The sequence below is a fragment of the Sphingomonas sp. SUN039 genome, assembly GCF_024758725.1.
Taxonomy (GTDB): Bacteria; Pseudomonadota; Alphaproteobacteria; order Sphingomonadales; family Sphingomonadaceae; genus Sphingomonas_O.
Map to the genome: position 1 here is coordinate 405,784 of NZ_CP096972.1, position 16,738 is coordinate 422,521.

Annotated in this window: 23 protein-coding genes and 1 pseudogene; 23 read left to right on the top strand and 1 reads right to left on the bottom strand. The window is 65.5% G+C overall.

What is annotated here, in order from left to right; translation table 11 throughout:
- The first annotated feature begins 56 nt into the window (after window positions 1–56).
- From M0209_RS02040 to M0209_RS02140, 21 genes and pseudogenes are all read left to right on the top strand, one after another.
- On the top strand, window positions 57–695 hold the full coding sequence (locus M0209_RS02040) for a glutathione S-transferase family protein (RefSeq protein ID WP_258886567.1): 639 nt from the start codon (window positions 57–59) through the stop codon (window positions 693–695).
- A gap of 267 nt (window positions 696–962) precedes the next feature.
- Complete coding sequence (locus tag M0209_RS02045) at window positions 963–1,391, top strand: hypothetical protein (protein ID WP_258886568.1); 429 nt, start codon at window positions 963–965, stop codon at window positions 1,389–1,391.
- Window positions 1,384–2,700 carry a DNA-packaging protein gene (locus M0209_RS02050; RefSeq protein ID WP_258886569.1) on the top strand — a complete coding sequence of 439 codons (1,317 nt, stop codon included), beginning with the start codon at window positions 1,384–1,386 and terminating at the stop codon, window positions 2,698–2,700. Before M0209_RS02045 ends, M0209_RS02050 begins: the two co-directional genes overlap by 8 nt.
- Before the next feature lie 9 nt (window positions 2,701–2,709).
- Window positions 2,710–3,828, top strand: a pseudogene (locus M0209_RS02055) (phage portal protein); the annotation flags it as partial.
- 24 nt (window positions 3,829–3,852) lie between these two features.
- On the top strand, window positions 3,853–4,938 hold the full coding sequence (locus tag M0209_RS02060; RefSeq protein WP_258889541.1) for a phage tail tip lysozyme: 1,086 nt from the start codon (window positions 3,853–3,855) through the stop codon (window positions 4,936–4,938).
- A gap of 8 nt (window positions 4,939–4,946) precedes the next feature.
- Complete coding sequence (locus M0209_RS02065; protein WP_258886570.1) at window positions 4,947–5,393, top strand: hypothetical protein; 447 nt, start codon at window positions 4,947–4,949, stop codon at window positions 5,391–5,393.
- A 1-nt stretch (window position 5,394) separates the two neighbouring features.
- A complete protein-coding gene (locus tag M0209_RS02070; protein WP_258886571.1) occupies window positions 5,395–5,844 on the top strand; it encodes a hypothetical protein in 450 nt (149 codons plus the stop codon).
- A gap of 152 nt (window positions 5,845–5,996) precedes the next feature.
- Complete coding sequence (locus M0209_RS02075) at window positions 5,997–6,251, top strand: DUF6127 family protein (protein ID WP_258886572.1); 255 nt, start codon at window positions 5,997–5,999, stop codon at window positions 6,249–6,251.
- Window positions 6,248–6,607 (top strand): HK97 family phage prohead protease, encoded by a 360-nt coding sequence (locus M0209_RS02080; RefSeq protein WP_258886573.1) that lies wholly within the window; start codon window positions 6,248–6,250, stop codon window positions 6,605–6,607. Before M0209_RS02075 ends, M0209_RS02080 begins: the two co-directional genes overlap by 4 nt.
- Before the next feature lie 186 nt (window positions 6,608–6,793).
- A complete protein-coding gene (locus M0209_RS02085; protein ID WP_258886574.1) occupies window positions 6,794–7,858 on the top strand; it encodes a phage major capsid protein in 1,065 nt (354 codons plus the stop codon).
- A gap of 137 nt (window positions 7,859–7,995) precedes the next feature.
- On the top strand, window positions 7,996–8,316 hold the full coding sequence (locus M0209_RS02090) for a hypothetical protein (protein ID WP_258886575.1): 321 nt from the start codon (window positions 7,996–7,998) through the stop codon (window positions 8,314–8,316).
- Window positions 8,313–8,816, top strand: a complete 504-nt coding sequence (locus M0209_RS02095; RefSeq protein WP_258886576.1) for a hypothetical protein — start codon at window positions 8,313–8,315, stop codon at window positions 8,814–8,816. The genes M0209_RS02090 and M0209_RS02095 overlap by 4 nt, the downstream gene beginning before the upstream one ends.
- Before the next feature lie 10 nt (window positions 8,817–8,826).
- Window positions 8,827–9,333 carry a hypothetical protein gene (locus M0209_RS02100; protein WP_258886577.1) on the top strand — a complete coding sequence of 169 codons (507 nt, stop codon included), beginning with the start codon at window positions 8,827–8,829 and terminating at the stop codon, window positions 9,331–9,333.
- A gap of 4 nt (window positions 9,334–9,337) precedes the next feature.
- The gene (locus tag M0209_RS02105; protein ID WP_258886578.1) at window positions 9,338–9,859 is read left to right on the top strand and encodes a hypothetical protein; all 522 of its coding nucleotides are present in this window, start codon (window positions 9,338–9,340) and stop codon (window positions 9,857–9,859) included.
- A 152-nt stretch (window positions 9,860–10,011) separates the two neighbouring features.
- Complete coding sequence (locus tag M0209_RS02110) at window positions 10,012–10,536, top strand: head-tail connector protein (protein ID WP_258886579.1); 525 nt, start codon at window positions 10,012–10,014, stop codon at window positions 10,534–10,536.
- The gene (locus tag M0209_RS02115; protein ID WP_258886580.1) at window positions 10,533–10,922 is read left to right on the top strand and encodes a hypothetical protein; all 390 of its coding nucleotides are present in this window, start codon (window positions 10,533–10,535) and stop codon (window positions 10,920–10,922) included. The genes M0209_RS02110 and M0209_RS02115 overlap by 4 nt, the downstream gene beginning before the upstream one ends.
- Before the next feature lie 22 nt (window positions 10,923–10,944).
- Window positions 10,945–11,352 carry a phage tail protein gene (locus M0209_RS02120; protein ID WP_258886581.1) on the top strand — a complete coding sequence of 136 codons (408 nt, stop codon included), beginning with the start codon at window positions 10,945–10,947 and terminating at the stop codon, window positions 11,350–11,352.
- Between the two features lie 26 nt (window positions 11,353–11,378).
- The gene (locus M0209_RS02125; protein ID WP_258889542.1) at window positions 11,379–11,657 is read left to right on the top strand and encodes a gene transfer agent family protein; all 279 of its coding nucleotides are present in this window, start codon (window positions 11,379–11,381) and stop codon (window positions 11,655–11,657) included.
- Window positions 11,647–11,847 (top strand): phage tail assembly chaperone, encoded by a 201-nt coding sequence (locus M0209_RS02130; protein ID WP_258886582.1) that lies wholly within the window; start codon window positions 11,647–11,649, stop codon window positions 11,845–11,847. The genes M0209_RS02125 and M0209_RS02130 overlap by 11 nt, the downstream gene beginning before the upstream one ends.
- The gene (locus tag M0209_RS02135; protein ID WP_258886583.1) at window positions 11,840–12,418 is read left to right on the top strand and encodes a tail tape measure protein; all 579 of its coding nucleotides are present in this window, start codon (window positions 11,840–11,842) and stop codon (window positions 12,416–12,418) included. Before M0209_RS02130 ends, M0209_RS02135 begins: the two co-directional genes overlap by 8 nt.
- Before the next feature lie 151 nt (window positions 12,419–12,569).
- Window positions 12,570–14,897 (top strand): DUF2460 domain-containing protein, encoded by a 2,328-nt coding sequence (locus M0209_RS02140; RefSeq protein WP_258886584.1) that lies wholly within the window; start codon window positions 12,570–12,572, stop codon window positions 14,895–14,897.
- Between the two features lie 204 nt (window positions 14,898–15,101).
- Here the strand turns inward: M0209_RS02140 and M0209_RS02145 are convergent, their stop codons facing one another.
- Window positions 15,102–15,524 (bottom strand): hypothetical protein, encoded by a 423-nt coding sequence (locus M0209_RS02145; RefSeq protein WP_258886585.1) that lies wholly within the window; start codon window positions 15,522–15,524, stop codon window positions 15,102–15,104.
- 24 nt (window positions 15,525–15,548) lie between these two features.
- On the opposite strand from M0209_RS02145, the gene M0209_RS02150 reads away from it, so the two are divergent.
- Both M0209_RS02150 and M0209_RS02155 read left to right on the top strand, forming a co-directional pair.
- A complete protein-coding gene (locus M0209_RS02150) occupies window positions 15,549–16,376 on the top strand; it encodes a DUF2163 domain-containing protein (RefSeq protein ID WP_408988169.1) in 828 nt (275 codons plus the stop codon).
- Window positions 16,366–16,737 (top strand): NlpC/P60 family protein, encoded by a 372-nt coding sequence (locus M0209_RS02155; protein ID WP_258886587.1) that lies wholly within the window; start codon window positions 16,366–16,368, stop codon window positions 16,735–16,737. Before M0209_RS02150 ends, M0209_RS02155 begins: the two co-directional genes overlap by 11 nt.
- Window position 16,738: the final 1 nt, after the last annotated feature.

Genomic DNA, 16,738 nt, shown 5'->3' on the forward strand with positions numbered 1-16,738 from the left:
AAACCTACATCGCGGGGCGATATCGCGGTTTCCGCATTCAGCGAGAGGATTTTTGCATGATCGTCCACGGCAGCAGCATTTCGCCCTTCGTCCGCAAGGTTCTGGTCTTTGCCGCCGAGAAGGGGCTGGCGTGCGAGAACAGGCCGACTGGCCTCGGCCCGAAGTCCGACGAATTCATGGCGATCAGTCCGTTCGGCAAAATTCCGGCGTTCGAGGATGGCGATTACAAATTGTGCGATTCGAGTGCGATCGTGCACTATGTCGACGCGGCCTATGCTGCGACGCCGTTGATCCCCGCCGACCCGAAGGATCGGGGCCGGGCGGTGTGGTTCGACGAATATGCCGACACGATCATGTTTGCGGCGTTCGCGCCGATCTTCTGGAACCGTGCGCTCGCGCCGCGGCTGAAGATGCCGTTCGACGAGGCGCTGGCCGCCAAGGCTGAGGCCGAAGCGGTGCCGCCGGTGCTGGCCTATCTGGAAAGCATCGCGCCCGAGGCGGGGGCCTATCTGATCGGCGACAGCCTGTCGCTGGCCGACATTGCGGTGTGCTGCCCGCTGGTCAACGGCAGCTATGCCGGACTGACGGTGGATGCGGACAAATACCCGCGTGCGGCGGCCTATACGGCGGCGATCCTGGCGCGCCCGAGCTTTGCGACGCTGATCGCGGCGGACAAGGCGATGATGGGGTTTTGAGGGGCTGCTCCTCGCCGAGCGCCAGCGAGATGTCGAGCGTGCTGAAAATGTTCTCGCTTACGCTCGAACGAGCACCTCGCTCGCGCTCGGCGAAGAAAAGAAAAAACCTATTTGGCATTTAATACTTGACAGCGTCACGCTGTTTGGTTAGAAATACAGATATTGGGATTACCGAATCGGGGCCGGGGCGCTCCCTTCCAGCGGAAGGGGCGCTGACCGGCCCTTTTATTTTTGGAGAGCACCGACATGCCGATAAAGCGGAAGTCTGTGGCCAAGCCTAAACGCGCCGTCGGCATTCCAACTGTCAAACTGTGGACTGCCGACAAGCGCGCAACGTTTCTGGCGGCGCTTGCCGAACTCGCCAATGTGGCCGCCGCCGCCAGACTGGCCGGGGTTCCGGAAACCAGCCCCTATAAGCTGAAGCTCATCGACGCGAAATTTGCCGAGGCATGGGAAGCAGCGATCGACGAAGGTTATAACCGGCTCGAACTACTGTTGCTGCGTCGGGCCACTTATGGCGAGCAGGCCGATGGCGAGGATGCCCCGACGATCTCGACAACACTTGCGCTGGGCTTGCTGAAGGCGCGGCAGACCATTGCCCGGCGCGGTCCGCCGAAACTCCCGGTGCCGATGTACGGCGAGGAATTGCGGACCGAGCTGAGGGCGAGGCTGGCGACGCTGAAGAACGATGGCTGACCCCGCGCTGATCGAGCGGATTGCCCGGCTCGATGACCGGCTTCAGGTCGAATGGTTTAGGGATATGCGGCTCAGCAAGGTGGCGATGGCAGCCGACGGCTGGTGCATCTGGGCGCGCGACGATCAATTGCCGCCGCCATGGCACTGGAACGTGTGGCTGATGATGGCGGGGCGCGGGTTCGGCAAGACGCGCGCCGGTGCCGAATGGGTGCACTGGAAGGCGCGCGAACCCGGTGTGCGGATCGCGATTGTCGGGCCGACCGAGGACGAGGCGCGGCGCGTCATGGTCGAGGGTGCATCGGGGCTACTGTCGTGCGGACCTCGGCTCGACCGGCCGACTTGGGAACCGTCGCGCGGCCAGCTCAACTGGGCCAATGGATCGACCGCCTATGTCTATTCGGGCGCGAATGCGGAAGGGTTGCGGGGTCCCGAGCATGAATTCGCCTGGGCCGACGAGATCGCCAAATGGGCACAGGTCGAAGCGGCATGGGCGAATTTGCGCTTCGGGTTGCGGCGTGGCCGGCATCCGCAGGTGATGGTGACGACGACCCCGCGGCCCATCGGCCTGTTGCGGCGGCTGACAGTGGCCTCGGACGTTGCGGTGACCCACGGGAGTACACTCGACAACCGGCACAACGCGGCCAGCTATATCGCGGCGATGACCGCAGAATATGGTGCCAGCCGTCTGGGTCGGCAGGAGATTTATGGCGAGCTGATCGACGACGTAGAGGGCGCGTTATGGACGCGCGATATGATCGAGGATGCCCGGGTGCGTGAAGTGCCGGAACTGGTGCGGGTGGTCGTCGGGGTTGATCCTCCGGCGGGGACTGTGTCCGGCAGCGGGGGTGATGCGTGCGGGATCGTGGTATGCGGGCTGGGCCGCGACGGCACCGGCTATGTGATCGACGATGCGAGTGTGGCGGGGCGCTCGCCGCAGGGCTGGGCGCGGGCGGTGGCGCAGGCGGCGGCGCGACATGGTGCGGACCGGGTGGTGGCAGAGGCGAACAACGGCGGCAAGATGGTCGAGAGCGTGCTGCGCGCGGCGGACAGCGGATTGCCGGTGCGGCTGGTCCACGCCTCGCGCGGTAAGGCAGCGCGGGCAGAACCGGTGGCGCTGCTCTATGCGGCGGGGAAGGTGCGCCATGTCGGTGCGTTTCCCGATCTGGAGGACGAGCTGTGCGGGCTGATCTCTGGCGGCGGGTATGACGGGCCGGGCCGCTCGCCGGATCGGGCGGATGCGTGTGTGTGGGCGTTGAGCGAATTGATGCTGGGCAGGCGTTATCGGGGGCCGCAGGTGCGGTTGCTCTAGGAGCAGAACATGAAATTCTTCGGCTGGAAATCGGCCGGGCGCGAGGGTTCGCGTCCGGTGCTTTCGCGTGGGTTCTCGACTTGGGCGGGGGCGAACACATTGGGCGAGTGGCCGCGTGCGTACGAGCCGCAGGTGCGCGATGGCTATATCGGAAATCCGGTGGCGCAGCGGGCGGTGCGGCTGGTGGCGGAGAGCGTCGGGAGCGCGCCGGTTGCGGCATCGGACCCTGCGGCACTGGCGTTGGTCGCGGCGAAATCGGGCGGGCAGTCGTTGCTCGAGACGGTGGCGATGCATTTGCTGTTGCATGGCAATGCTTATGTGCAGGTGCTGGCCGATGCGGACGGGCGCCCGCGCGAGTTGTTCGCGCTGCGCCCGGAACGCGTCACGGTCGAGGCCGATGCGCGGGGGTGGCCGGCGCGGTTTCTCTACAAGGCAGGGACGGCGGTGACGCGGCTGGCGGCGGAGGACGCGCAGGGCCGCGCGGCGGTGGTGCATGTGAAGACCGCACATCCGCTCGACGATCATTATGGCCTCGGGTGCCTGGGGGCGGCGGCGGGGGCGATTGCGATCCACAATGCGGCGACGCGGTGGAACAAGGCGTTGCTCGACAATGCGGCGCGGCCCTCTGGCGCGCTGGTCTATGACCCGGGCGAACCAGGGGCGGTGCTGGCGGCGGAGCAGTTCGCGCGGTTGCGGGCCGAGCTGGACGCGAGTTTTGCGGGCGCGGGCAATGCGGGGCGGCCGATGCTGCTCGAAGGGGGCCTCAAGTGGCAATCCTTGTCGCTGTCGCCCGCCGACATGGATTTCGTGGGGCTGAAGGCGGCGGCGGCGCGCGAGATTGCGCTGGCGTTCGGGGTGCCGCCGATGCTGCTCGGCCTGCCGGGCGACGCAACCTATGCGAATTACCGCGAGGCGAACAAGGCCCTTTGGAGGCTGTCGGTGTTGCCGATGGCGGGGCTGATTTTCGAGGCGCTGGCGCAGGGGTTGCGACCGCATTTCGCGGGGCTGACCTTGGCGGTCGATCCGGATAAGGTGAGCGCGCTGAGCGAGGACCGCGAACGGTTGTGGGCGCAGGTCGAGGCGGCGGGGTTCCTGACGCTCAATGAGAAGCGCGCGGCGGTGGGGTTAGGGCCGGTCGAGGTGCCAGAGCCGGTGGCTGCGCCGGAGCCTGCGCCAAAGGAGGAGGAACCCGCCGCAGCAGAGGAAATTGCGCCGGTCGAGGTCAAGTTCAATCCGTGGCATGATCTGGAGAACGGGCGGTTCACCTTTGCGAACCAGGGCAACCGGTCGGGCGGCGGCGATCATGACCCGCCCGCAAGCCTCGCACGTCGGCCATCGAGCGCCCCTGCGCGCGCGGCCGGAGCAGGCACGACCGCATCGGCAAAGCGTGAGAAACCTAGTGCGCGGTGGAAGCGCCTGTCACCCGCCGAGCGTCTTGCCGATCCCGACTTCAAGGCCGCCGCGCGGTTTCACGCGATAGCGCAACGCTCTGTCTTGAGCGATCAAGCGAGCGGACACTTCATTTACGGGGTCGGCACAGGTCCGGATGGCCAGTTGAGCCGTCTCGAACGTCCGGCCAGCGCCGAGGTTCGCGATCAGGTCGCCACGAAAATCGAAAAGCTGGTCAAGAAACGTCTGGACAAGGGCGGCGCCTTTCCGCCCGTCACCGAGGCAGAACTGCGAAGCGGCGATACGCCAGCGGCGCGGGCCTATGCTACGCTCGTCAAGGACGCCGTTGCCGACTCTTACAACGACCGCGAGCGGAAGGCATTGACGTTCTTCATCGGGAAGGGTTGGCAGCCGCATCAGGCGGTGGCGATCGTCGCGAGCCTGAAGAAAGAGAGCTTTCTCGATCCGGGAACGGTGCAGGATGGCGGTGGCAAAGGGCGCGGCATTGCACAATGGACAGCCACCGATCCGAGGGTAGCGACATATGCCCTACTTCATCAAGGCAGGTCGATTTTCAATGCGAGCTATGTCGAACAGCTTGAATTTGTGAATCACGAACTGCATGATCCCGTCTTGTCGAGTGATAAGACTCTAACGGACAGAAGCTATCAAAATGCGGGGAGCAAGTTGCGACGATCGGTCACGCTGGCCGATGCCGTCAAAATCGTTGTAAAGGATTATGAGCGCCCGGGAAAACGTGGGCAAGTTACGGAACGGCAAAAAATCGCCGCCGAGATCTTTGACTATTGGAACATGGTGAAAGGATTTTTTCCGACAACGAGAAAATGAGGCGGAATATGGCAAAGCGGGGAGTTAAGTGGTCTATTTTGCTTCTGGTTCTGTGCCAGTGCTCGCCAGGGCCAAAAAAAATTCAGCCGAGATATGTCTTTGACGATAAAAACGGTTCCTATGATCACTGCGAATTTTCCGGCACGATCAACGGAAAGTCCGTATATGATAAGGAGCCGCAACCCTATTTTTCAGTAGGGGGGCACGGCTTCGAAAAAAAGATCAACGGACTCTGGTATCCGAATGTCTATCAATGGCGTGGCAAGGATGGCCGGAAGATCACCTTTGTGGTTCGGGACGGGACGGGTGCCTTCGGCCAGTGGGGCTATTGGTACGGAACGCTGAACGGCGAACGGGCCGGAGGCTTTACCGTCGTGCCGCGCTACCACTGGGTGTTCAACACCTGGGATGGCGGCACCCAGTTCGAATGCGACAATCCGGGCGGGGACGACTGAATTGCGTGCTATCGATCGCTGCTCATCGGTCCGAATTCTGGCGTCGGCTCTTCTCATGTGCGCACTGCCGTCAGAGGTCTTCGCGCGGGTGACGGTAAAGGAGCTGTTCTACATCCTCAAGCGTGACGGTATTTCCAACTCGCTCGAACCGTGGACACGCATAACCAGCATCGGTCGAATCGTGCTGAGCGGGCGTTGGTACAGTTTCTATTTTTACGATCACGTCACCCCCGCAACGAACCATGGGTTACGTCGCATTCTCGTGCTCGACGACCAGAAGCGGTATGTAGGCGGTTACATGGTCCAAGAATATGGGAACTGCGTTTTTCGCCCTTCAGTGCTGATGTGCGAGGGCGAAGACCGCAAATTGTGGGTGGCGCTCGACTTCAAGGACGGGCGGCTTCCGCCTCGCGCCGTGATCGACGGTTATGACACTGTTCTTGAGAAGTAGAGTGCTTTGAGCGGCGTTTAGCGCCGCAGGCATTGGACAGGTTCACGCGGAGGCGCGGAGAAGCAGAGACGCAGAGAAGTGCGCTCCCTTGCGCTTCTCCGCGCCTCCGCGCGAAACATTTGATTGCGCCACCGGCGCGAAAGGACACCGACATGACAACCGAACAACAGGCGCTGCTTGAGGCAGCGTCGGAACTTGGCGCGCGCCGTGCGCTGGCGCGGCTGGGGCTGGCCGACGAGGCGGCGCGCGACGACATCAACGAACTGCGCGAGCTGTTGGGCGCGTGGCGCGATGCGAAGCTCTCGGCACGGCGCGAGGTGGTCAACTGGATCATTCGCGCGCTGTTTGCGGCACTGCTTATCGGGATCGCCGTCAGGCTCAACCTGACCGATTTGGTGCGCAGATGAGCACGCGCTTTGCGGGATATGCCGCGCTGTTCGACCGGGTCGATCGCGGCGGGGACGTGATCCGGCGCGGGGCGTTCTCGGGAGCCAGTGCGCCGGTGCCGGTGTTCTGGCAGCACGACGCCCGGCGGCGGGTCGGGACTGTGGAAATGCTGGGCGAGGATGCGCGTGGGTTGCGCGTCATCGGGCGCGTCGACGCACCGGTCGCGCCGGGGACGGGCCTGTCGTTCGGCTACCGCGTCAAGCGAGCCAGTTACGGAACAAACAGGCAACTAACCGATCTCGAGCTGGTCGAGGTCAGTCTGGTCAAAAGTCCGATGCAGCCGTTGGCGCGGGTGCACGCCGTCGAGAGTGAATGAAGAAGGGGTTTCACCCGAAAATACCGAAAAGGGCGACCCTCGCCACAGGCTCCCCGCGTTAGCGGAAAGCAACATCTCGCCGAGACATCGAAAACCGGCTGCCCGCTAGCGCGGGAGGTCTGGGGAAGGGCCACCCTTTTCGGTGCTTTCGGGTGAAACCGATCAACCACCAACAGGAGAACGAACATGGATTATGAAGTGAAGGCCGATACGCTCGAAGCGTCGTTCGATACGGTCGAACTGCCGCCCGAGCGTCCCGTTCTGGCCGCAACTGCAATCGACGACGGAAGGCGCAAGGCGTTTGCCGATGGCTATCTGCGGCGCGGCGAGGTCGGGGTCGAGTTGAAGAGTTTCAGCGGCGCGACCAACCCGGACGGCGGATTTGCCGTCCCGCGCGAGATTGACAGCGTGATCGACGCGACGCTCAAGACGATTTCGCCAATCCGCCGGATTGCGAACGTGGTGAGCGTCGGCAGTGCGGGGTATCGCAAGCTGGTGACGCAGAACGGCGTGGCGTCGGGCTGGGCAGCGGAGACGGCGACGCGGCCCGAAACCGCGACGCCGACCTTCAACGAGATCGTGCCGCCGATGGGCGACCTTTATGCCAATCCGGCGGCGTCGCAGTTCATGCTCGACGATGCGGCGTTCGACGTCGAGGCGTGGCTGGCCGACGAAATCGCGACCGAATTCGCGCGGGCGGAAGGCGCGGCGTTCGTCGGGGGCAGCGGCACCAACCGGCCCAAGGGGTTCACGACCGTTCCGACCGCGAACACGGTCGACGGGGTGCGCGCGTTCGGCACGCTGCAATATGTGGCGTCGGGCGCGGCGGGCGCCTTTGCCGCATCGAACCCACAGGATCGCCTGATCGACCTCGTCCAGGCGCTGCGACCGCCGTACCGTCAGGGCGCGACCTGGGTGATGAATTCGAAGACGCTGGCGAGCGTCCGCAAGTTCAAGGACAGCACGGGCGCTTTCCTGTGGCAGCCGTCGCTGATTTCGGGGAATGCCGACATGCTGCTCGGCTATCCGGTGGTCGAGGCCGAGGACATGCCCGATATCGCGGCCGACAGCCTGTCGATCGCCTTCGGCAATTTCAAGGCGGGCTACCTGATCGTCGAACGCGCCGAGACGAGCATCCTGCGCGATCCCTATTCGAACAAGCCGTACGTCTATTTCTACGCGACCAAGCGCGTCGGCGGGACGGTGTCGAACAGCGAGGCGATCAAGGTGATGAAGTTCGCGGCGAGCTGAATTCCTCCCCAGAACGGGGAGGTGGCACGCGCAGCGTGACGGAGGGGGCTCCCCGCGCGCAACGAACCAAGCGTAGAGAACCCCCTCCACCACTTCGTGGTCCCCCTCCCCGTGCCGGGGAGGATTGGAGTTATCGCATGACCTACACCTTCCACCGGGGCGAAACCCTTTCGCTCGCGCTCGATGCGCTGACCGGCGACCCGGGCAGCGTCACGGCGGTCACCGCTGCGCTGAAACCCCTCGCGGCGGGGCGGACGGTCGTCGATGCTTCTGCCCCGGCAACCGCATTGTCGGTCGCGGCAAACGGCACGACCGGATGGACGCTGACCCTGTCGGCAACCGCTTGCGCGGCACTTACACCCGGCAGTTATGTCGCCGACGCGCGACTGGTTTCCGCATCGGGCGTGGTCATCACCGATCCGGTGGCGATCCGCATCGTCGAGGCGGTGACGTCATGACCGCGCTGGTGCTGCGCTGGCGGCAACCCGATCCGCCGGTCGTGACCCGTTGGGCGGGGCCGGACGGGCGGGTGCAGCAGATTGCCGTGAGCGATCCGCCACAACCGCTTGCCGCTGTGATCGGACCCCCGGGGCTGGCAGACCCCGTGGGGCCGGTCGGCGGCATTGCGACACGCATCGCAGGCGAAAACATCGGCGGGCACCGGGCGGTGACGGTCGGCGCGGACGGCAAGGCGTATCTCGCCTCGCCGGTCGAGGCACAGGCACAGGCGGTGTTCGGGGTGACCACCGGGGCCGCATTCGCGGGCGCGAGCCTCACGATCCAGTGCGCGGGTGAACAGGTTGAACCCTCGTGGAGCTGGACACCGGGGCCGGTGTGGCTGGGGACGGACGGGGTGCTGACTCAAGCCGTGCCGACCGTCGGGGCGGCGGTGCATATCGGCACGGTGGGTGGACCGACGAGCATCAACATCAATCCGCGCATTGTGGCGCGGCTTTAGGGAGTTCGACATGGGCGATTATCTGAAACTTTCGGGCGGGGTGCCGACCGATATCAATGCGAACATCACGTCGGCGGGTGCGGCGGATGCGGGGAAGATCGTGAAGCTCGATGCGTCGGGCAAGCTCGATGTTACCGTCATGCCGGTCGGACTGACGCCCGAGGCGCGGACGATGCAGGCGTCCGAAGCCCTGGCAGCGGGCGATCTTGTCAATTTCTGGAACTCGGGCGGGCCACGGATGCGGAAAGCCGATGCGACGAGCGCGGGTAAGGAGGCGCATGGCTTTGTGCTGGCGGCGGTTGCCAGCGGGGCAAGCGGCACGGTGTATCCGGAAGAGAATGTGTTGACCGGCCTGTCGGGCCTGACACCGGGGGCACGGCAGTTTCTGGCGACGACGGCGGGCGCACGGAGTGAAACCGCTCCTGCGACTTCGGGCAATGCGGTGCAGATTGTCGGGGTCGCGCTGTCGGCAACCGAGCTGCTGTTTCGTCCCGAAACCCCGATCACGCTGGCGTAAGGGGGTGGCCGCGCGCAATCCGCTGGTACTGGTTGGCGGTGGCTTTGCCGAATTGCCGGCGGGCGACACCGTCAACGGCGCGGGCAGCGATCCGTGGACATATGCGAAGCTGGCGTCGGATGTCGCCAATTCGACGGTGACGCTGGCCGATGTGACGGGTCTGTCGTTCACCGCAGTCGCCAATGCGACGTATCTGGTCGATTTGACAGGGACGTTCCAGTCGGCGGCGACCACCACAGGCGTTGCGATGGCGCTGGCTATCCCGAGCGGGTCGATCAGCGGGCAGGCATTGCACCCGATCAGCACGACGACGTCGAACAGTGTCGAGCAAAATGCCAGCGCCGCGACGTCGGGCGCGACCACCGGCGTGCGCGCCGCGACAACCAATGTGCCGGTCTGGGGGCGCTGGATCGTGGCCGTCGGCGCGACCGGCGGTGTCGTGAAAATGCAGTTCCGTAGCGAGGTTGCCGCTTCGGCAGTGACCATGAAAGCGGCGCTGACCGCGCTCGGGTGGCGGACGATTTAGCGCTGCTTCCTGCTCAACCTGAACCGACTGCCTGCCGTGACCGGTTGGTAGTGCCGGGGCTTCGACAAGCTCAGCCAAGTCGGGTGGGAAATGCCACCCTCCCGCCGACTTGGCTGAGCTTGTCGAAGCCCCCTTTTTCCTGAGGATTCCCCATGCTGACGAGCTATCCCATCGTCGCGTCCGCCGAGAGCGTGGATGCGGCGAAAACCTGGCTGCGCCTCGATGGCGACGCCGATGACCCGGTGCTGGCCGCGTTGATCGTCGCCGCGACCGCGCAATGCGAAAGCTTTACCGGCATCGCGCAGGTCGAGCGCAGTTTTGCCGAAACGCTTGATGCCAGTGGCGACTGGGCGCGGCTGCGGGCGTGGCCAGTGGTGTCGATCACCGGTGTGGCGACGCCCGCCGATGTCGCGCTGCCGGTCGACAGCTATGCCATCGACATCGGGGCCGACGGTGTCGGTCGGGTGCGGCTGACCACTGCCACGCCGCAACGGGTCAAGGTGACCTATCGCGCGGGTGCAGCGGCAAGCTGGGCCGAAATCGCCGAGCCGGTGCGCCAGGCGATCGTCGAGCTGGTCGCGCACCGATATGAAGGGCGCGACCGCGCCGACGGCGGCGGGCTGCCCGATGGTGTCGTGGCCCTATGGCGCGCGGCGCGCCGGATGGTGCTGGCATGACGGCGGGCGAGGCGGTGCGTGCGGCGGTGGTCGCGGGGATGCTGGCGCGGGCAGAATTCACCGGGATCGATGGGTTACGCCGCGAGACAGCAGCCAATGCGTTGCCACAGGCGCGGGTTGAAGCCGGGGTTTCGGGCGACTGGAGCACCAAAGACGCCGTGGGCCGCGAAGTGCGCGCGGTGGCCACAATCCGGGTGGCGCGGGGACAGGCCATGCGCCTGCCGATGATGGTCGCGGCGGCGGAAAACGTCGGGACCGCGCTGTCGGGCGATCTGGGCGGCTGGCAGGTCGGATCGGCTGTGCTGGTGCGCTCGCGCAGCTTCGATGCGCCCGACGGGACCAAAGCCGCAACGGTCGAACACCGTGTGCGGGTTTTGGCAGCATAGCTTTCAATCGAGGAGATCAATCATGCCTGTGGAAAAAGGTTCGGCCTTCTTGCTGAAGGTCGGCAACGGCGCTGCGCCGGTCGTTTATGCGACTGTGGCAGGGCTGCGGACGACGCAGCTCAGCATCAACGGCGAAAGCGTCGTCATCACCAACAAGGGGTCGGGCGGGTGGCGCGAGCTGCTGTCGGGCGCCGGGGTGCGGTCGGTCAGTGTGGCGGGCGCGGGAGTCTTCACCGGTTCGGCGGCCGAAACGCGGTTGAAGGCGCGCGCGCTCGACGGGGTGCTCGAGGAGTGCGAGCTGAGCTTCGAAAGCGGCGAGCGGTTGCAGGGCAGGTTTCTGATCGCGCGGCTCGACTATTCGGGCGATTTCAACGGTGAGCGCAGCTATGCGGTCAGCCTTGAAAGCTCGGGCGCTTTGGTGTCGCTGTGAGTGCCAATACGGCGCGGGGCGAGGCGATGGTGCGGGTGGGCGGTGCGGAACTCGTCTTGCGACCGAGCTTTGCCGCGCTGGTCGCGGCAGAGGCGGAATTGGGGCCGCTGTTCGCGCTGGTCGAACGCGCGGCGTCGGGCGGGTTGAAGCTCGACGAGCTGGTCGCGCTGTTCTGGTACTGTCTGGCCGCGCGGCCCGAAGGGCTGACCCGGGAGGCGCTGGGCGAGGCGGTCGTCGGGCAGGGACTAAGCACCGTGACGCCCGCGCTGCGTGTTCTGCTCGGGCAGATATTGGGTGGACGGTGATCGTTTTGCGGCTGCGGCGGCGCGCCTCGCCGGTCTGACCGGTGCGGTCCTCGGCTGGCGACCCGATGAGTTCTGGGCAGCGACGCCTGCCGAACTCGCCGCGATTTTCGACGCACTGGCACCGCCCGGTGCGGCACCGCCGACGCAGGGCGACCTGACCAGATTGAGGGAGCGATTTCCCGATGGATGAGCTGAACGACAAGATCGTGTCGATCCGCGCCGACACATCCGCCTTTGCGCGCGATGTTGCCGTCATGCGCGCCGAGCTGGAAGGGCCGTTCGCCGCCGGTGCCGACCGCGCGGGACGCGCGATCGAGACCAGCCTGTTGCGCGCGATCCGCACGGGTAAGATCGGGTTCGACGATCTGAAATCGGTCGCGCTGTCGGTGCTGGCCGAGATCGCGGCGAGCGCGATCCGCAGCGGCATCGGCGCGATCCTGGGCGGCGGCGGGCAGGCGCCGGGGCCGGGCGGGTTGCTGTCGCAGGTCGGCGGCATTTTGGGCGGGGTGCTCGGCCTGCCAGGGCGCGCGACCGGCGGGCCTGTAGGACCGGGCCATGCCTATGTCGTCGGCGAACGCGGGCCGGAGCTGTTCGTGCCGACGTCGAGCGGTTCGATTGCGACGGGCGGCAATATGGCGGCGCGCGAGGTGCGGGTTGCGCTGACGATCAACGCGCCGGCGGGCACCGCGCCCGAAATGCTGGCGCGCTCGTCGCGGCAGGTGGCACGCGCGGTGCGGTCGGCGCTGGTGGCGGTGGAGTAAATCGCTGGAGGCGTATTCAAGAAAGAAGAAGGCGGTTTCACGCGAAGGCGCGAAGCCGCGAAGGGAGTGCACTTCTTTGCGGCTTCGCGCCTTCGCGTGAGACCTCCTCCTTTCTGTTTTTTACTTTGGTGCCTGCGGCGCGGAGGAAATTATGCCCTATTGGCTCGCCAATGCCGCGTCGCAGCAGCGGCAGACGTGGGTGAAAAGGTTCGATCCGGTTTATTGGACGGTCGATTTCCCGCGCCCGATGATGGCGGGGGTGACCACCAGCGGCCCGCACGGGCTGCGCGTCGATCTTTCCTTTTATCGCAGGGACGACCTCGCGGGGTTGATCTGGACGTCCGAGGACACGGTCGATCATCCGCTGCTGGCCTATGAGACGAACCGCGATTTTCGCCGGTGCCAGTTGCGGTTTCGCTGGCGGTCGTCGGGGGTGAAAGCGCTCGATGCGGTCAATGGCCCGGTGCTGACCATCGAGGGTCGCGATGCGGGTGGCGCGGCGAAGAGCTGGTACGTGCGGTTGTGGAACTATGCCGTGGGGACGCCGACCGATGCGGTCGTGAGTCTCGATTTCGGCGCGCTCGATGGCGGCTTCCTGCTGCCGGGCGAGGCTGATCCGGTTTGGGCGGGCGATGTGGACCGGATGTTCTTGTCGCTGGTGTCGGGGGATTACGACGGCACCGCAGCGAACCTCGCTGCGCCGGTCGAGGCCTGGGTGACGCTCGACGATATCGCGTGCGACGGGTCGGGATCGGTGCTGGCACTGGGCGACGTGCATGTGCCGCCGCATGGGCTGGGCATCGCGACAGGGTATGACGATAGCTACAACGTCACGCCCGCGCGGCTGGTGCGGAATATCGTTGCGCTCGGGTATCGGGGCGCGGTCAACCACTATGTCGGGATGAGCCATTACTATCGGCTCGAAGCAATCGGCGGCGGGCATTACGTGTCGCTGACCGGTGGGGCACTCAATGGCCCGTGCGCGGCGTGGCATGCGGACTGGGCGGCTCGGTTGAAAGCGGCGGGGTTGGGGCTGATCGTCTCGCTCAGCTACGAATTGTTCGACGCCAATTGCTGGAACGATTGGAAGCAGCGCGCGAGCAATGGCGATCCAGCACTGACCGGCTGGGTGCCGCCGTCGACCTTGCTGTCGCCTGCGCATGGCGGCGCGATGGCGTATTTGCAGGCAGTCGCGCGCGCTTTTGTGCAGATTGCAGTGAGCGCGGGCCATTCGCCGCGTTTCCAGATCGGCGAGCCATGGTGGTGGGTGATGCCGGACCATCGCATCTGTTTGTATGACGATGCGGCGAAGGCCGCTCTCGGTGGCAGCCCGTTGGCGATCGACGATGTGCGCGGGTCGCTGAACGCAGCCAAGCGCGCGCTGCTCGATGCGGCGGGGGCGTTGCTCGCGGCATCGACAGCGGCGCTGCATGCGGCGGTGCGGGCGGATTATGCGGCGTGCGAGCGGTTGTTGCTCGCCTATCTGCCGACGGTGGCGGACGAGGCGGCTCCCGAGGTCAAGCGCGCGAATTTGCCGGTCGGCTGGGCGTCGCCTGCGTTCGACGTGCTGCAACTCGAGGATTATGATTGGGTCACGACCGGCAATCGCGGGGCGAGCGCGCGGGCGTGGGACGCGGCGACGGCGCGGCTCGGCTACTCCAAGGCGGGGCAGCATTATTTCAGCGGCTTCGTGCTGCGTCCCGAGGACGCGGCGCAATGGACCGAAATTGCTGCCGCTGCCGAGGAGCGCGCGCCGCAAGTCGCCGAAACATTCATCTGGGCGCTGCCGCAGGTGCTGCGAGATGGCTTTACGTATTTCCGTATCGGGGAGGACGATGTGACCGAATTCGACGAGGTCGATTTTCCGCTGGCGGTGGGCCGCGCGGCCAGTGTCGAGCCGGGGTTTTCGACGCAGGTCGTGACCACCGCCTCGGGCCATGAACAGCGCAACGCCGATTGGGCAAGCGCACGGATGCGCTATGATGCGGGGCCGGGGGTACGGTCGGAAGCCGATCTGGCGACACTGATCGCGTTTTTTCGCGCAAGGCGTGGGGCGGCAAAGGCGTTCCGGTTTCGTGACCCGCTCGATCACTCGTCGAAGAATATGACGGGCGTGCCGGACGCGACCGACCAGCTGCTCGGCACCGGCGACGGCGTGCGAACAAGGTTCGCGCTGGTAAAGCGTTACGGCGACGGCGCGGACGCCGAAGTCCGCCCAATCACGCGGCCAGTGGCGGTGTCGGTGCGAGTGGCGGTCGGCGGGGTCGAGGCGGTGAGTGGCTGGACCTTGGGCGCGGGCGGGGTGGTGGACTTCGCGGTGGCGCCGGGCGCGGGCGCGACGGTGACGGCGGGCTATCTGTTCGACGTCCCAGTGCGCTTTGCCGAGGACCGGCTGGGGGTGTCGTTGGCGACGTTTATGGCGGGGGAGGTCGGGGCTGTTGAGCTGATCGAGGTGCGGGAAGTTGAGGTCAGCGACTGATTTCGACGTTGATTGGCTGTCAACAAAAAGTTGACTTTCTGGCTCTATTATCTATCTTACAACACACAAAGACGCTGGACTGAGAGGTGGGAACCGCCACCCCACACACTTCGGGTAACTGGAGTAGAGGCCTAGAGCCGAGAGATCGTGTTTGGCAACACGCTCATTCTGCGTCGAAGGGGAGTCGGAAACGGCTCCCCTTTTTCATATCGGTAAGACTGGGATCAGCGATTTTCGCAGGCGGCGTCGATCCACATCCTCCTGCTTGATCCGGTAAGCCGTTCGGACGTTGTAAGTGCCGAATTGGCTGACCGACAGTCCGATCGCGACAAGGACGTGCTCGTTGTCCGACGGTCCTGCGATGCGTCTCACAACATAGAAGTTCTCGCCGTGTTTTGGATCCTGTCCGGCGAAAGTCGGTGAACGGATAATTTCAGCGAAATTTTCCATTATCAACGCATAGTCATCGGCGTGATCGCGCGCGATGTGTTCGTGGCAAGCCTTGCTGACCCAGACATCAGCGGTTTCGAGTTCGGTTCCGAGCGCCCGATTGATCGGATCGACGACAAGCGTTCCGACCGAAAATGCTTTGAACGACTTCGACATCGGATCGAACTTAATCGGCATTTAGCTCGTCTGTCGAGCACTACGGTGGAGAGTAAAATGCCCGACTGGTACGCCCAGCCGCTGACGACGCTTGCCTTTTTGTGGCGGGTCGAGCGGGCGGACGGGGTTGCACTTGGCTTTACGTCGCACGACCGCGATCTGACGCGCGACGGGTTTGTTTATCGCGCGGCACCGGGGATGGTGCCTTCTGCGATCCGGCTGTCGGGCGGGTTCGAGGCGGACGATGTCGATCTCGACGGGGCGCTGACCTCGGGCGCTTTTACCGAGGACGATTTGCGCGCCGGGCGGTGGGATGGGGCGCGGCTGGTGCTGAGTGCGGTCGATTGGGCGGACGCCGATGCCGAGGCGGTCGTGCTGGTGCGCGGGACGTTCGGGTCGGTCGCGTTGCGCGACGGTTCGTTCAGCGTGGGTTTGCGCGGGGTGGCGAGCGCGTTCGATGCGGCGGTGGCGGAGGAGACTTCGCCGTCGTGCCGCGCGACGCTCGGCGACCGGCGCTGTCGGGTCGATCTGGCGGGGCGGCGGCATGGGCTGCGGGTTGTGGCAGTTGCGGGATCGGCGGTGACGCTCGAAACCGGCTTTGCCGACGGCATTTTTGCGGGCGGGTCGCTGCGCTGGATCGATGGGCCGCGTGCGGGAACAATCGAGCGGGTGCTGGCGTCGGCGGGGACGGGCGTGACCCTGGCCGAACCGGTTGTGGTGGCGTTGTCAGTTTCTGGGCCGGTCGCGGTCGAATTGGTCGAGGGCTGCGACCGGCAATTGGGCACCTGCCGCGACCGCTTTGCCAATGTCGCCAATTTCCGGGGTGAGCCGCATCTGCCCGGCAACGATCTGTTGACCCGCTATGGGGGCTAGAGTCGTCGCGCGCGCGCGCGCTGTGGTGGGGACGCCGTTCCGGTTGCACGGGCGCGATACGCGCGGTGTGGATTGTGTCGGGCTGGTCGCGCTGGCGTGGCGGCGGGGCGAGATCCCGAGCGGCTATGCGCTGCGGACATGCGATCCGGCATTCCTTGAAGGACCGCTGCGCGCGATGCGGTTCCGGCGGCGGCGCAAGGTCAAGCCGGGGGACATCTTCGTGCTGAACGCGGGACCGGCGCAGCTGCATCTTGGCATCTGGACCGGCGACAGCCTGATCCACGCCGATGCGGGGTTGCGTCGCGTGGTCGAAACGCCGGGGTGGCCGTGCTGGCCGGTGCTGAGCATGTGGGGGCGATAGG

Bases quoted from the DNA above. Each gene is read 5' to 3' on its own strand.
- M0209_RS02040 (WP_258886567.1), top strand. From the start codon at position 57: ATGATCGTCCACGGCAGCAGCATTTCGCCCTTCGTCCGCAAGGTTCTG.
- M0209_RS02050 (WP_258886569.1), top strand. From the start codon at position 1,384: ATGGCTGACCCCGCGCTGATCGAGCGGATTGCCCGGCTCGATGACCGG.
- M0209_RS02065 (WP_258886570.1), top strand. From the start codon at position 4,947: ATGGCAAAGCGGGGAGTTAAGTGGTCTATTTTGCTTCTGGTTCTGTGC.
- M0209_RS02075 (WP_258886572.1), top strand. From the start codon at position 5,997: ATGACAACCGAACAACAGGCGCTGCTTGAGGCAGCGTCGGAACTTGGC.
- M0209_RS02080 (WP_258886573.1), top strand. From the start codon at position 6,248: ATGAGCACGCGCTTTGCGGGATATGCCGCGCTGTTCGACCGGGTCGAT.
- M0209_RS02085 (WP_258886574.1), top strand. From the start codon at position 6,794: ATGGATTATGAAGTGAAGGCCGATACGCTCGAAGCGTCGTTCGATACG.
- M0209_RS02090 (WP_258886575.1), top strand. From the start codon at position 7,996: ATGACCTACACCTTCCACCGGGGCGAAACCCTTTCGCTCGCGCTCGAT.
- M0209_RS02095 (WP_258886576.1), top strand. From the start codon at position 8,313: ATGACCGCGCTGGTGCTGCGCTGGCGGCAACCCGATCCGCCGGTCGTG.
- M0209_RS02100 (WP_258886577.1), top strand. From the start codon at position 8,827: ATGGGCGATTATCTGAAACTTTCGGGCGGGGTGCCGACCGATATCAAT.
- M0209_RS02110 (WP_258886579.1), top strand. From the start codon at position 10,012: ATGCTGACGAGCTATCCCATCGTCGCGTCCGCCGAGAGCGTGGATGCG.
- M0209_RS02115 (WP_258886580.1), top strand. From the start codon at position 10,533: ATGACGGCGGGCGAGGCGGTGCGTGCGGCGGTGGTCGCGGGGATGCTG.
- M0209_RS02120 (WP_258886581.1), top strand. From the start codon at position 10,945: ATGCCTGTGGAAAAAGGTTCGGCCTTCTTGCTGAAGGTCGGCAACGGC.
- M0209_RS02125 (WP_258889542.1), top strand. From the start codon at position 11,379: ATGGTGCGGGTGGGCGGTGCGGAACTCGTCTTGCGACCGAGCTTTGCC.
- M0209_RS02135 (WP_258886583.1), top strand. From the start codon at position 11,840: ATGGATGAGCTGAACGACAAGATCGTGTCGATCCGCGCCGACACATCC.
- M0209_RS02140 (WP_258886584.1), top strand. From the start codon at position 12,570: ATGCCCTATTGGCTCGCCAATGCCGCGTCGCAGCAGCGGCAGACGTGG.
- M0209_RS02145 (WP_258886585.1), bottom strand. From the start codon at position 15,524: ATGCCGATTAAGTTCGATCCGATGTCGAAGTCGTTCAAAGCATTTTCG.
- M0209_RS02155 (WP_258886587.1), top strand. From the start codon at position 16,366: ATGGGGGCTAGAGTCGTCGCGCGCGCGCGCGCTGTGGTGGGGACGCCG.